The 13,875-nt window shown below is 42.9% G+C and carries 14 protein-coding genes; 8 read left to right on the forward strand and 6 right to left on the reverse strand.

The features are described from left to right. Positions 1 to 44: 44 nt before the first annotated feature. Positions 45 to 1,079 (reverse strand): M23 family metallopeptidase, encoded by a 1,035-nt coding sequence (locus QZ995_RS17210; RefSeq protein ID WP_301809220.1) that lies wholly within the window; start codon positions 1,077 to 1,079, stop codon positions 45 to 47. A 132-nt stretch (positions 1,080 to 1,211) separates the two neighbouring features. Here QZ995_RS17210 and larC point away from each other — a divergent pair, with 132 nt between their 5' ends. The 4 genes from larC (at position 1,212) to lipA (ending at position 7,174) form a co-directional block, all read left to right on the forward strand. Continuing rightward, a complete protein-coding gene (larC, locus tag QZ995_RS17215) occupies positions 1,212 to 2,156 on the forward strand; it encodes a nickel insertion protein (protein WP_301809222.1) in 945 nt (314 codons plus the stop codon). Between the two features lie 106 nt (positions 2,157 to 2,262). Continuing rightward, positions 2,263 to 3,387, forward strand: coding sequence for a metallophosphoesterase family protein (locus tag QZ995_RS17220; protein WP_301809225.1), 1,125 nt, complete (start codon positions 2,263 to 2,265; stop codon positions 3,385 to 3,387). Continuing rightward, the gene (locus QZ995_RS17225; RefSeq protein WP_301809227.1) at positions 3,384 to 6,215 is read left to right on the forward strand and encodes an AAA family ATPase; all 2,832 of its coding nucleotides are present in this window, start codon (positions 3,384 to 3,386) and stop codon (positions 6,213 to 6,215) included. The genes QZ995_RS17220 and QZ995_RS17225 overlap by 4 nt, the downstream gene beginning before the upstream one ends. A 68-nt stretch (positions 6,216 to 6,283) precedes the next feature. Beyond that, positions 6,284 to 7,174, forward strand: coding sequence for a lipoyl synthase (gene lipA, locus QZ995_RS17230; protein WP_301809230.1), 891 nt, complete (start codon positions 6,284 to 6,286; stop codon positions 7,172 to 7,174). A 108-nt stretch (positions 7,175 to 7,282) separates the two neighbouring features. Here lipA and QZ995_RS17235 read toward each other — a convergent pair whose 3' ends face one another. Next, the gene (locus QZ995_RS17235) at positions 7,283 to 8,281 is read right to left on the reverse strand and encodes a YhcN/YlaJ family sporulation lipoprotein (RefSeq protein WP_301809235.1); all 999 of its coding nucleotides are present in this window, start codon (positions 8,279 to 8,281) and stop codon (positions 7,283 to 7,285) included. 117 nt (positions 8,282 to 8,398) lie between these two features. On the opposite strand from QZ995_RS17235, the gene QZ995_RS17240 reads away from it, so the two are divergent. Next, a complete protein-coding gene (locus QZ995_RS17240; protein ID WP_301809237.1) occupies positions 8,399 to 9,019 on the forward strand; it encodes a YutD family protein in 621 nt (206 codons plus the stop codon). A gap of 58 nt (positions 9,020 to 9,077) precedes the next feature. Here QZ995_RS17240 and QZ995_RS17245 read toward each other — a convergent pair whose 3' ends face one another. The 3 genes from QZ995_RS17245 to glpX all read right to left on the reverse strand — a co-directional run bounded on the left by QZ995_RS17245 (position 9,078) and on the right by glpX (position 10,851). Further along, complete coding sequence (locus QZ995_RS17245; RefSeq protein WP_301809238.1) at positions 9,078 to 9,443, reverse strand: hypothetical protein; 366 nt, start codon at positions 9,441 to 9,443, stop codon at positions 9,078 to 9,080. 148 nt (positions 9,444 to 9,591) lie between these two features. After that, positions 9,592 to 9,864, reverse strand: a complete 273-nt coding sequence (locus QZ995_RS17250) for a DUF3055 domain-containing protein (protein ID WP_003334622.1) — start codon at positions 9,862 to 9,864, stop codon at positions 9,592 to 9,594. 9 nt (positions 9,865 to 9,873) lie between these two features. Beyond that, a complete protein-coding gene (gene glpX / locus QZ995_RS17255) occupies positions 9,874 to 10,851 on the reverse strand; it encodes a class II fructose-bisphosphatase (RefSeq protein ID WP_301809244.1) in 978 nt (325 codons plus the stop codon). A gap of 353 nt (positions 10,852 to 11,204) precedes the next feature. Between glpX and QZ995_RS17260 the strand changes: the two genes are divergently transcribed. The 3 genes from QZ995_RS17260 (at position 11,205) to QZ995_RS17270 (ending at position 13,283) form a co-directional block, all read left to right on the forward strand. Next, positions 11,205 to 11,636, forward strand: coding sequence for a DUF86 domain-containing protein (locus QZ995_RS17260; RefSeq protein ID WP_301809246.1), 432 nt, complete (start codon positions 11,205 to 11,207; stop codon positions 11,634 to 11,636). Between the two features lie 116 nt (positions 11,637 to 11,752). Next, complete coding sequence (locus QZ995_RS17265; protein ID WP_003340871.1) at positions 11,753 to 12,385, forward strand: helix-turn-helix transcriptional regulator; 633 nt, start codon at positions 11,753 to 11,755, stop codon at positions 12,383 to 12,385. A gap of 118 nt (positions 12,386 to 12,503) precedes the next feature. Further along, on the forward strand, positions 12,504 to 13,283 hold the full coding sequence (locus QZ995_RS17270; RefSeq protein ID WP_301809248.1) for a TIGR01457 family HAD-type hydrolase: 780 nt from the start codon (positions 12,504 to 12,506) through the stop codon (positions 13,281 to 13,283). Here QZ995_RS17270 and QZ995_RS17275 read toward each other — a convergent pair. Continuing rightward, positions 13,255 to 13,836, reverse strand: a complete 582-nt coding sequence (locus QZ995_RS17275) for a phosphatidylglycerophosphatase A family protein (RefSeq protein ID WP_301994270.1) — start codon at positions 13,834 to 13,836, stop codon at positions 13,255 to 13,257. The genes QZ995_RS17270 and QZ995_RS17275 overlap by 29 nt on opposite strands. Positions 13,837 to 13,875: the final 39 nt, after the last annotated feature.

Raw genomic sequence — 13,875 nt, forward strand, 5'->3', positions numbered from 1 at the left:
TACATGAAGCAGGAGCTTTTTTTTACGTAAGATGTTACAAAAGATTATTTGTAAATAGGCTTAGGTTGCTTTTTCTGATTTTCCCAGCGCTTTAACAGCGGATAGGGATCAAATGCCCATTCATTATTTCCGGTGTCCCGATATGTTCCGTAATGAAGATGAGGCGGGAACTTCCCTGAGGTACCAGGCTTTCCATAGCCAGAGCTGCCTACATAGCCAATTACTTCACCAGGGACAACGATATCCCCCTCTTTTAATCCCTTTTTAAAGGAGGACAGATGAGCAAAGTAATGATAAATGTTGTCGATATCGCGGATGCCTACACGCCACCCACCATAGCGGTTCCAGCCTAATACCTCAACCACGCCATAGCCTGTGCTCATCACCGGGGTAGAGTATCCTGCAAAAATATCGACTCCTTCATGAATGCGCCGTCCTCCCCAGCCGCGCGGATCTCCCCACGTACTGCGGTAACTATAAGAAAATCGTTTGGGAATAGGAAAAGCATGCTCATTTAAATCAAGTGTTTGGAATTTCTCATAGATTCGTGAGAAGTGCATGATGGTTCTTACTGCTGAATCACGCTTATAATAGTTCCATAGACCAATCTTGAAATCATCGGAATTAAAACCATAAGTACCTAAAAAACGAACAAGACTAGTTAATACGTCACGATCATTATCCTGATCGGCTACACCATCTCCGGAACCATCCAATCCAATTCCGTTAAAGAAGGTAATAGATGTTAGATTATTGTCTTCTGAATCAGGATTAAAAACGCCGCACCACAATTCAGTGGGAACCTTGATAGCAGTGAGTCGTTTGTTCGCAGACTCTGCTTCCTTGTTTTTAGATTTCTTTTTAATGGATCGTTCATACTGATCAATAGCTGCTACATATTTCCACGGAATTCCATATAATGCTTCGTATTCAATGAATAATTCCATACGCTCATCCCACTCTGATTTAGCAGGGGAAGTTGATGGTGCCTTAGTTGATATTGATGCCGCTAATCCCTGAGATGGAGCCATTAGGATAATAGCGATAATCCAACATGAATAAAGGCGTAGAAAACGCATACGTCTCCCTCCAGCCATTAGTCTCCTTATAGTAGAATGACCGATACGCTTATAAACTATGCTTACAAATTTTAGGTAAAAAGGTAAATGGCTCAAGAGCTTTTAAAAATAAAAGAAAAGGGGGTGTTATATATGAGCAAATCATACGTTTTTATCGGGGGAGAAGGAGCTTATCAATTGACGGCGTTATTGCCGCTTTGGCAGCAGCTTCACAGAGAGGAAGGCCTGTTTTTTTCCCAGGTGGTGGATTCATCCATTGATACAAGTGAATGGGATATAGGGGAAGCAGAGGCTTGGAATTCTCTGCTTGAAATAGGAAGGCCTGAGAATTGTCAGGTTATGGTGAGTCATTTGATTCTTCCTGAGGAGGAGATGATGAAGGACTCCCTTCTCCAACAAGCAGTAGGTCAATATATTAAAAAATGGAGGAAAAAAGAGGAGGGAGGAGCTTGTAGCACCTCATTTCTTAGCTGGCTGCAAAAGATGGGGGTGCTTTCGGCCGCAAGTCCACCTCCTGGCAAAATCCAAAGGGTGTGGAGCGGCAAGGGAATATATATAGCATTTATCAATCCTGAAAAGGAAGGTGTAGAAAAACCTCAAGACAACAGTGTGGACAATAAGCATGCTTCTTATATAAATGAGCCGATGATTCTTTTACAAGCCACTTTAGAAGATACCCCTCAGGAGTGGCTGGGATATACCATGCAAAGCTTGTATGCGGCTGGAGCCAAAGATGTTTCCTATTTTTCACTCACGATGAAGAAGAATCGGCCGGGTCTCATGCTACAGGTGATGTGCTACGAGAGCCAACAGGAGATCATGAAAAGTATCATGTTTCAGGAGACGACTACCTTTGGCATACGTTATTTTCCCGTTGCGTGTCATCGTTTAACAGAACAAATTTTGAATGTAAAAACAAAGTGGGGGGAAGTACAAGTAAAGCTGGGATTTTATCATGGAGATTGCGTGCAGATTGCTCCTGATTTTGAGATATGCTCCAGGCTAGCAGAAGATCACGATGTTCCTTTGCGGAAAATTTATCAAAAGGCAATGATGCTGGCTAAGGCACGCTTATAGGCGTGCTTTCTTAATTGGTAGCTAACAAAGGGAAGATATGTTCGCAATCTTAGCAGGAACATAGCGGTAATATGAAGAAATTAGCCATAGACGAAGGAGGGCGAACATGATCAGATTTATTCATACTGCTGATGTCCATCTGGACGCACCTTTGACAAACTTATCTTCCATCTATGAAATCAGACAGGAAGATTTCCGACGTACGATGCGCCGAATACGCGATGTAGCAATAGACAATCAAGTCGACTTTTGGCTGATTGCTGGCGATTTATTAGAATACCATGGGGGCACAAGGGCTACTGCTTTATTTTTACGAGAGTTATTTGACAGCGTAGCGCCCGTACCTATTTTTATCTCGCCAGGCAATCATGATCCTTGGCAGGAAGGCTCCTTTTATCAAACAATGGAATGGCCTGCGCATGTTCATATTTTCACAGATGAATGGGGCGTTTATGAATATCCGGAAAAATCGTGTGTGTTATATGGATGGGGGTTCCCCCAAGCGCATGTTGCTGCATCTCCACTAGATTCCTTTCCAGGAACATTGCCTGATTATCGTTATCATGTCATGGTGATTCATGGTTCTGTGATTACCGGTGAGCATACCGAGCATTCTGTCTATGCCCCGATGACGATTGGCGGACTTGCTGATACAGGGGTAAATTATGTGGCACTTGGACATATCCATAAGCCGATGCAATTTCTGCATCCGCAGACTCAACAGGTTTTTGCAGCATATCCAGGTTCTCCTGAAGGGTTGTCAATGAAGGAAAATGGAGAGCGCTATGCCATTCTAGGAACTATTTCTGGCAATGGGGAGGTAACAGTAGAGCCTATATCTGTACAAAGCAGAATCAGCAGAAAACTGACTATCTCACTGAAAGGCTTGGAGACAATTGATGCAATCGCAGAGCGAGTCGAGCAGGAACTCTCTCAAGTGAATAAGGAGGATCTGCTCTATGTGACGTTTGAGGGAGAACGAGCTAGCCATTTGCAGGTTCCTGTAGAGATAATCAAATCACGATGCAAGAAGCATTTCTTTATTCAGTTTACAGATGAAACCTACCCAGACATAGATGAACAGCAGGTGAAAGAAAAGGGCGGCGTTTTAGGAAAATGGCTTGAAAAGCTAGATGATCTGGAACAGGCTGCAATAAATGAACGAGAGAAAGCAGTAATCCAACTTGCGAAACGAGAGGCTTTACAGCAGATTGGGAGTGTATTTCGTTGATCATTGAGGATATACATATGAAAGGTTTTGGTAAATGGCAGGAAAGAACCTTTACCTTTGCACCGGGCTTAAACCTGTTTTATGCCCCAAATGAGGCTGGAAAGTCTACCTTATTACAGGCACTGTTGGCTAGCTTGTATGGGATGAAGAAGGATTTTATCAAAGTATCTCGTTATTTAGACGAATACGATCGCTATTACCCTTGGCACCATTCCTCCTATGAAACCATCGTACGGTATACGCTGGCGAATCAACAATTTCGCTTACATCGGGTTCTTGATAAAGAGCGCGAGCAAATAAAGTTGTTTTTAGAGCCGGAGCTGACAGAGGCTTTAGCCTTATATAAAGAAGACCGCCGGCGGGAATACAATTTTATCGAGAAGCATCTGGGACTCAACCGCAGTTTATTTACTGATATAACCTGGATCAAGAGAGAGGGATTACAGGCCCCGGAGCATTTATTACCAAGCCTTGCCCAAGAAGGTGTGATTGATCCTGCTGTTCAAGGTGTATTAGCTGCGTTGGAACAAGAGTATAGTGCGATAGGGAAAAAAGACAATGCTGAGAACACACGGTGGGGCAAAGCTAACCGACAATGGCAGCAGGCTCGTCAGGCTCTCCAACAAGCAGAAGAAATCTGGCAGGTAAACAAGCATCTCCACCAATCCTTGACGGAGTGGCAAAAGGAAGAAGAACAAATCCAGAAAAAATACGACATGCAAGCTAAACTGCTTACCGAGCATCAGCAATTTATGGAGGTTTGGCAACACTGGTGGACTTACACGTATGAAACCACTCACAGTGACCATGTAGCTCGCTGGTTAACTGAAGCTATACGTGCACTGCCTATCATTTACAGTGAGGTGCCAGAGCTCGTCGAATGCCACCAATCGACCCAGCAGCGGCTTGCTCGGCTAGAGCTGGAGATAGGACAGTATCCGGAAGCTGGCGGTGTTATTGGACAAACTCCAAAAGAAGCAGGGGTACGGGAAGAGCTAGAGAAAGCAGCAAATCCTCTTGAAGAATGGAACAAACAAAACGAGTTACACAAGGATGCTGAGCTAGAGCAAGTAAACCATGATTACCAAATAGCACGTACGATATATAAGAGTCTAGAGGATACACGCCAACAGCGCTATCAGCAGGAGGTCTTGCTGGCTCAACTAAAGGCCGCGCTACAAAATAAGAAAAGTGTTGATGCGGCAAGTAAGGAGCTTACTCATCTTTTACAAGAAGTACCTCAACTGGCTTATTACGATGAGGTTGTGGCTATGCAAACAGAAAATTATCTGCGGCAAAATAGGGTGGATGAGGTAGATCTGTTTGTCTCAATGAGCAGTCGCAGAGCCAAGACCAGAAAGCAAAAGCTGGAACAATCAAAGCAAGAGACACGAGCAGCTTCCAAAATTCCTCTGCATGTCTGGGTAAGCGGTGAGACCGCACTGGTAACTGCCATTTGGAGTACGTGGATGATAATTGAACAGCGCTGGGATTTAGTGAGGATTGGCAGCGTAATAACCATGATTGCAGGCTTACTCTGCTTTATTTTTTATTTTCTGTATAAAAACAAGCTAAGCAGAAAAAGAAAAGAAGCCAACATTCAGACAGCACAAGTGTCACAGATTCCTGAGTCTGTTTCGCAGTGGATTTCTCGGATGAATATTGACTCGGCAGAGCAAGTGCGGACGTTACGCGAGAAATATGTCAGATTACAGCATTGCAAGCAGGAGCTGGAGACTGTTACACAGGAGAATGAAGAGCAAGCTACCCTAATAAGTAAGCTACATGTAGAAATAAGCGAGCTGCAGCAAGAAATCGGGCAAGCGCAACAAACACTACAGCAGTTAATTGAGCAGGAACAAATTCAGAGCGAGCGGCTTACAGTTATTTTTTCTGTCCATCAGGTAGATAATTGGGAAGAATTTACTGATAAACGGGAAGCCTTATTGGTAGAGCTCCATGTGTTATCCGCTAATCAAGGACAATTACAAGCGATCGAACGATTAGAGGAAGAATTGCAAGTGGAAAGATTACGAGCAGAGCAGTCAGCATTTATAGAACAAAAAGAAAAGGATCGACAAGCACTTCTGTTGAATTGGGCAGAAAAAACACGAAACGCAATGCTGATCTCTAAAGAGAAAAAGGAGCATGAACAGGCTGAAGGCCTGGAGGAGGCAAAGAAGCTGGAGCAGCAGCTTGCCCATGTAAGGGAGCGTATTGCGAGGGCAAGGGGAGAGCTTGGACAGCAAGATCAAAGCTCTTTGGCCAGAGCCAAAACGGCCTTTGAGGAGGCTGAGCTAGCATTAGAAGAGGTGCAATTACGACGAGATAGCTTACAGCTTGCGAGGGATACACTTCAGGAAGCCATGAGGGTATGGCATAGAGAGGTTTCCCCAGATGTTAGTCAGATTGCTTCAGAGGTGACCAGTCAGATAACAGAGGGACGATATCAAGATGTGCGAATTGATCCTACCAATCAATTTTCGATAAAAGTAATAGAACCTAATTTGCACAGGGTTATTCCCCAGGAGAAGCTGTCTAATGGCATGCAGGATCAGTTATACTTTGCCCAACGAATCGCCTTCATTTTGCAAATTAGTAAGGCCAAAGAGCCTCTGCCCATTTTTTTAGACGATCACTTTGTCCATTACGATGATCAACGTTTGCAGAGTACATTAGCATACTTGCTTACATTAGCCCAAACCCATCAAATTTTTTTATTTTCTTGTCAACAACGAGAAATGTTATTATTAAGTGAACAAATAAAAAATCATCCGCGTCATCAGCTTCATAACTGGTACAATAAAGAAGCAAGCAGTAACACCTAATAGGTTGCAGATAATAATCATTCTAATTATAATTGAGACACTGAAAAATGTTAGGAGTGTGACGGTAGATGGCACAACGCAAACCAGATTGGCTAAAAATAAATCTCGCATCTGGACAAGATTTGGACAACTTCCGTGAAATTAAGCAGATGATGCGTGGGAAAACCCTGCATACGGTTTGCGAGGAAGCAAAATGTCCCAATATACATGAATGCTGGGTGAATCGAACCGCCACTTTTATGATTTTAGGCGATATTTGCACACGTGCTTGTCGTTTTTGTGCAGTAAAAACGGGTCTTCCAACCGAGTTGGATTTGGCAGAGCCAGAACGTGTAGCAGAAGCATCTGAACAAATGGGCTTGAAGCATGTCGTTGTAACTTCTGTAGCCCGTGACGATTTAGCAGATGGGGGAGCAAGTATCTTTGCAGCTACGATCAAGGCAATCCGCAAGCGACTTCCTCTTGCTACGATCGAGGTTCTTATCCCAGACTTTATGGGGAACTGGGATGCATTGAAATTAGTTATGGATGCGCGCCCTGATGTATTGAATCATAATATTGAAGCAGTGCGCCGCTTATCCGATCGTGTACGTGCTCGTGCTAAATATGATCGTACGTTAGAATTGTTACGTCGTGCAAAAGAGATGCAACCAACCATTCCAACCAAATCAAGTCTGATGATTGGTGTGGGTGAAGAAATTGAGGATATTTTGGAAACCATGGATGACTTGCGTGCGGTTGACGTTAACATCATGACGATAGGACAATACCTGCAACCAACGAAAAAACACATTGCAGTAACTAAGTATTACCATCCAGACGAATTCCGTATGATGAAAGAAGAAGGAATGAAGCGCGGTTTTAGTCACGTAGAATCAGGTCCGTTGGTACGAAGCTCTTATCACGCACACGAGCAAGCGAATGCAGCAAAGAACACGATTGCGGCTGCTAACGCGTAATTCGTAATAAATTAGATAAGCAATAATACGTTTCCTACAAACCTATCATTTTAATGGAAAAGCACCCTCATGCCATAAGCTTTATGGCAAAGGGTGCTTTGTTGTCTTTTAACGCGTCATGCTTGGTGTCTTGTTCAACATGCTTTTGGTTTTTTCGTAATCGGTCATGCCCCCAAAGCTTTTCACAAGACGATCGACTGTTTGAGCATGAGCTGTCCCCGTCGTGCTTTGCGTACTTGCTGTTTTTGCCGAGGAGTTCGCTACATGAGACAATTCCTTAGTCATATTTGGATCATCGGTTAAATACACCTTGTAATACCGTGGCGCAATGGACAAAGCGCTATTCCGAGCCTTTACGGTAGCAGAGCGATCATCTTTATCAGATGTTTTGACACCGACAAAAATTTCTTCATCCGTTACTAGAACGGTAGCATTATCAATCCCTGGAACACTACAAACAACTTGACCTACTGCTTGTGCCAATGCATCACGGTCAATATAGACGCGCGATGTTTTTTCGTACCCGCGCAATTGATTGCGATGTACAACAGCATATCCTGTTGTATTTGCATTTTGGCCATAGGAGGTGTTATAGGTGCTATATATACTTGGTGCACCTGTCCCACTCATTGCATTGTAATACGGATATGAATGCGTACCGTTAGGGCTGCCATATGCATTGTAGGTTCCTACCCCATTCATCCGATAGCTTTGTCCATAGCTTTCATTGGAGTATAGGCTGGCTCCTTTAGTCAAAGTACGACCGGAATAGGGGTACCCACTCCTGTTATAGGTGTTGGCACGATACATAGAATTCGGAGCAGTTGTACCATATGGGGTTGTTCGATATGCAAAGGTTCCGCCATCTCTTAGGTAATCATTGTAATTAGGCTCGCTGCCATAGAAAAAAGATGGACGTCCAACATTGTTACGATAACCAAACCCTTCGTAATCATAGTTATTAATGCTTGTACCATCATTACGGTTTGTATATGCAGAGTTGGTATAGGATTTTGTTTGAGCTGTTCCGCCACCAGGGGTGGTTCCACAAGCAGATGTAAGTAATGCTAAGCTGGCTACAGTAGCAAAAATCCATTTCTTTTGCATAGATGGACACCTCCTGAGAATAGATTGCCCTCTTTAAGGATATGTTTTTCCGTAAAAAATGTGGTAAGATTGGAGAAGATGGTCATGTTTGAGGTTTAAGAAGAGGAGGAAGCACTCTTGATTCGCTTGCAAGCAGGTGTTTATGAATTAGTGGAAGAAAATCGTGATGGCTGGAATCTGGAGGTCTGCAAAGAACGCTACAGCGATGTATTGGATAAATACGATTACATCGTAGGTGACTGGGGCTATGGCCAGCTTCGTTTACGCGGATTCTTTGAAAATACAAATCGCAAAGTGCCTTTTGAGCAAAAAATTGCTGCCTTAGATGAGTATCTTCAGGAATATTGCAATTTTGGCTGTGCTTATTTTGTTCTAAAGCGCACCAAACGTTTGAATGAATGTGAGCTGGAAGACGAAACAGACCAAACCCTGATTGATTTGGAAAGCCTAGATAAAGAATCATCTTCTCAAGCGACCCAAACTCCTACCCGACCTCGAAATTATGAACGTCCCTTTAAACGTCGATCGGACAAGAATGATAAGCCGTCTCGTTTTCCTCGACAAGATCGGGATCGTCCGAATAAAGAGGGAAAAGATGGGAAGGATCGAGGGAATCCGAAAGCCAATCGTACTGAACAAATAAGCAAAGAGAAGCGTACTAACAATCAATCGCCAAAAGGACCACGGGTCAAACCAGCGGCTACATCTACTAAAAAAATAATTCAAACAAAAAAATAACGATACAAAAAACACCTGATGAGACGAAAGGATTCTCAACAGGTGTTTTTTTGATTAGTTATACGGTCTCATATCCATATCCTTCTTCTCCATATACTGGTCCATCGACACTGCGGTAGAAAAATGGTGGAAAAAATGGTGGGTAGAAGGGCGGATAAAAGGGTGGATATGGGCTGAAAAAAGGCGGATAGGGGTAGCGATGATGCCTACGCCAATCTCTACCTCTTTGTACAGGAACGAATTGATAAGGAGAATACTCAGGGGCAACATAAGGTGTGTTAGCTGGTGAATAATAGTGAGGATAACTATCTGCATAGTTATAAGAATTTCCTACATTGTAATCTGTATGCTGAATCTGATCTCTAACCTCAGGTTGTTTGAAAGAATGCTCTTGAATTGATTGGCTTTCGAATTGACTTTCCATAATCGACGATACACTCCTCACATTTTTCTATTTTGTATTTATGGGAGCAGTATACGAGGAAAATAGGCATTTGGCGTATGTCCTTGTGTAAAATGGGCACCAAAGGCAAAGAAAAAAGCCCCCTGGCAATGCAGAGGACTAAGAATTGTTATCCAATGACTCGAACTAAAAACTCTTTTAATTCTTCCGCTTCTGCCTCAGTGATTTGATAGGCATACTCTAGGTATCCTTCTTCTTCTAAATCATCTGGGCCGATAATCGCACTGCGGCCGTTCTGAATATTGACAACCAACTTTTTTCCATAAAAACGACTTGTTTTGATAATGGCCAGATCAAAACGTGTGGAATCGCCCATAAAGCTGACAAATCGAGTCGTTGTTTCTTCCGTTTCATCATACAGATAAAAAGGCTCGTGGGACATTGTATTACCCTACTTCCATACTAAGTTTGGTTTATGATCTAGACTGTGTCTAGCCTCTACGAAACGAATCGTTCTAGTCTTTGCTCTCATGACCAGGGAATGAGTCTTAGCTATATTATTGCTTAGAAACTTAACCCCTTGCAATAGTTCACCGTCTGAAACTCCAGTTGCGGCAAAAATAGCATCATCACCAGAAACTAAATCGTTAATTGTCAGGAGCTGCTCAGGATCATCGAGTCCCATTTGACGGCAACGTTCGCGTTCTTCATCGTTTTGTGGCTTTAGCCGTGCCTGCATATCTCCGCCTAAGCATTTGATAGCAGCAGCACTAATGACGCCCTCAGGAGCACCGCCTATGCCTACAAACAAATCAATTCCCGACTCTTCTGGCATAGAAGCAGCAATAGCAGCGCCTACGTCACCATCTCCAAACAGCTTGACACGAGCCCCAGTATCTAGAATCGCGTTTATGATATCCTGATGGCGCTCTCTTTCCTGTACAATCACAGTGACATCTTCTATGCGTTTTTGATTTGCTTTTGCAACTGTTTCTATCATTTTTTCGATTGGATCATCTAGATTGATTAAACCGGCTGCAGCAGGTCCTACTACTAATTTTTGCATGTACATATCTGGTGCATGCAGCATAGTGCCACGATCTCCAATTGCAAGAACTGCCATGGCGTTATTGTGGCCTTTCGCAAGAATCGTTGTTCCTTCCAAAGGATCTACGGCAACGTCAACCTCTGGAGAATCCTCTGATTGATTACCTAGTTTTTCTCCAATATATAGCATCGGTGCTTCATCAAGCTCTCCTTCACCGATGACAACCGTACCGCGAATGGAAATTGTGTCAAATACGGCGCGCATAGCTGATGTCGCAGCATCGTCAGCTTCATTTTTTTTGCCACGCCCCATCCAGCGTGCAGAAGAGAGCGCTGCTGCCTCTGTAACACGAACAACCTCTAACGCTAATTCTCTTTCCATCTGATCCTCCTGTTACAATCGTTGTTATCGTTTTCTCTAAAACGTGTTTTATCGACTTCATTTTATCACATCATCCGAAAAACAACAGGTGTTCTCCTGATGAAAAGCGAAAGAAATGTTTGGATAGGGAATATAATGTACGGAAATCACCTCTGATCTGTTAGATAAGTTATTTCATTCAGTATTTTTGTTATAATGGGACAAGGAAATGAGGTGAGGTTGTTGACGGAAGACCTTGGGATGAGCTTACTTGTATTGCTGATGGTTGTATTCACGTTTTTTGGAACTGTACTTTGGGCAAAGCTTGCTTCTAAAAAACGCAAAAAATAGATGATTAAGCGGGGGAAGACAACATGTACGATGTAAATACAGCAAAGGTCGAGCAGGTTCTTACTTATATGGAGCGCATGCTAACGCTTCTATCTCAAAATATTACTTATTCTGATGAAGAACTGGCTTGTAACCCAATCAAACAATTAGCAATCGAACGCGCTTTGCATATATGTATAGAAGGAATTGCTGATGTAGGAAACGCTCTTATAGATGGATTTATCATGCGGGATCCCGGCAGCTATACTGATATCGTAGAAATCCTTCGTGACGAAACTGTTCTTACAAACGAGCAGGCTACTGTTCTGCATCGTGTTATGGAATTTCGCAAACCACTTGTTACCTATTCAGAGATTTCTGTCTTGGAAATGAGTGCATTAGTTAGAGAGGCTCTGCCTATATTAACAACATTTGCACCTTCTGTTCGGACATACATTCAAAAGGAATTATTTTAGGAATAAACAAGGAAAATAGGCTATTAACAAAAGTGGATTTTTTAAACAAAAACCTTTCATTAGTTTACTAATGTTATTCCTTCCTGTAGAATAGGAGAGAAAGGACGGTGATTGTTATGTCAAAGGAACAGACTTCCACACGTGATCAAATTCTGCATATGTTAAAAGTTAAAGGTTCCCTTTCAGTTAGCGATATTGCGTTGGATTTGGGCATCACGGAGATGGCAGTACGCCGCCATTTGAACACGTTGGAGCGTGACAATCTGATCAAGTCCTCGCTGGTACGTCAAGCGATGGGTCGTCCGACTAATGTATACTCCTTATCACAGCAAGCGGATGAACTATTTCCGCGTAACTATCATGATCTTACGCTAGACTTCCTTCAAGATTTAGTTGATATAGACGGAGCGGACAAGGTAGCAACCTTGTTTCGTAGACGAGAAGATCGACTCGAAGAAACGTATCGTCCCTATATTCAAGGCGAATTGGAAGAAAAGGTAGCTGCATTAGCGGATATACAAAATCAGAAGGGCTACATGGTGGAATGGGGTAGAGACGAGGAGACAGGGGACTATTTTATTAAAGAGTTTAACTGTCCAATCTCTCAGGTAGCTCGCCAGTTTAATCAGGCATGTAGTTGTGAATTGTCATTATTTAAACGCGTTTTAGGTACAGAGGTGGAACAGGCCTCCTGTATGGCCAAAGGTGGAGACAAATGCCTGTACAAAATTAAACAAAAGGCTGAATAAAGAGCTAACAAACCACTCATCTGCGGGTGGTTTTTTGTTTTATCCAAGAGGATGTCATTTGTCATGCTCAAACCAAGCAAGTACAATAGAGAAAGGCTAAGGAGAAGGGAGAGACAACATGAAAACATATAAAGGATATCTGCTTGATTTAGATGGCACCGTCTATCATGGGAATCGGGTTATACCTGAAGCTGTCACTTTTATAACCTATCTTCAGGAAACAAATACTCCCTATCTGTATGTTACAAACAATTCATCGACCAGCCCGGAAAAGGTGGCAGAACGTCTAAGCAGCATGGGCTTACCTACCACGCCCGATCAGGTTTATACAACCAGCATGGCTACAGCAAAATATTTAAATGAACAAAAGGAACGGCCCAAAACGTATTTTGCTTTAGGAGAAGAGGGTCTAAAGACAGCCATGGAGGAGGCAGGATTTTCATTTACAGAAGAAAATCCCTCCTATGTCATCATCGGTATTGACCGCGACTTTACCTATGGAAAATTAACAACAGCTATGCGCGCCATTCGAAATGGAGCCACATTTATTGCTACCAATGCAGATCCTGCTCTACCAACAGAACACGGTCTCATGCCTGGAAACGGAGCATTAGTAGCTGCTGTAGCGACTGCATCAGCCGAGCGTCCTACCATTATTGGCAAACCAGAATCCATTATTATAAAGTACGCATTAGAAAAGATCGGAACCAAACCAGAGGAGACCATCATCGTGGGGGATAACCTACACACAGATATTCAAGCGGGCATCAACAGCGGCATTGACACCCTGCTTGTGCTCTCAGGATATTCCACGCAAGAGGATGCAGATAAACATGATGAACCACCTACGTATGTAGAACAAAGTCTACTTACTTGGATGGATAAGATACGTTCTTAGCTTTAAGCTCTTCTTCCTGATGACGGCGACGGTGGGCCAATCGGCTGGATGCTGCGGCTGCAATTGCGCCTACTAGGTCGTCTAAAAAGGTATGTACACCATACTTTTTATCGTTTAATTTCTCTAGCACACCGTATTTTAGCTTGTCGGCATACCCATAATTGGTAAATCCAATACTTCCGTAAATATTGACGATCGCGAGCGCCAGAACCTCGTCTACTCCAAATAGAGATTCATCAGTCGCAAGCATCTCTTGCAAAGGAGATAGTAGCTTGTTCTGTTCAGCTAGCATGTCTAACTGAATGCCTGTTAATAGAGCATTTTGTACCTCACGCTTTTGCAGGACGGCATTTACGCTTTCTAGACATTGTTCCATTTGAAGATCGGGTATATATTTTTCTTGGAGAAACTTTACGATTTCCCCAATATCTTCAAGACGCACTCCTCGCTCATGCAAAAGTTCAATTGCTTTAGAGTAAACTTGTTCACTCCAAATATGCTGTTGTTGATTCAACGAATAATCGCCTCTTTCTAGCCTAGATACAGCTAGCATTTGTCTTTTTTCGGAAGGCTATGCACTCACCTATGCCCA

It is taken from the genome of Brevibacillus laterosporus (genome assembly GCF_030489605.1).
GTDB lineage: Bacteria > Bacillota > Bacilli > Brevibacillales > Brevibacillaceae > Brevibacillus_B > Brevibacillus_B laterosporus_E.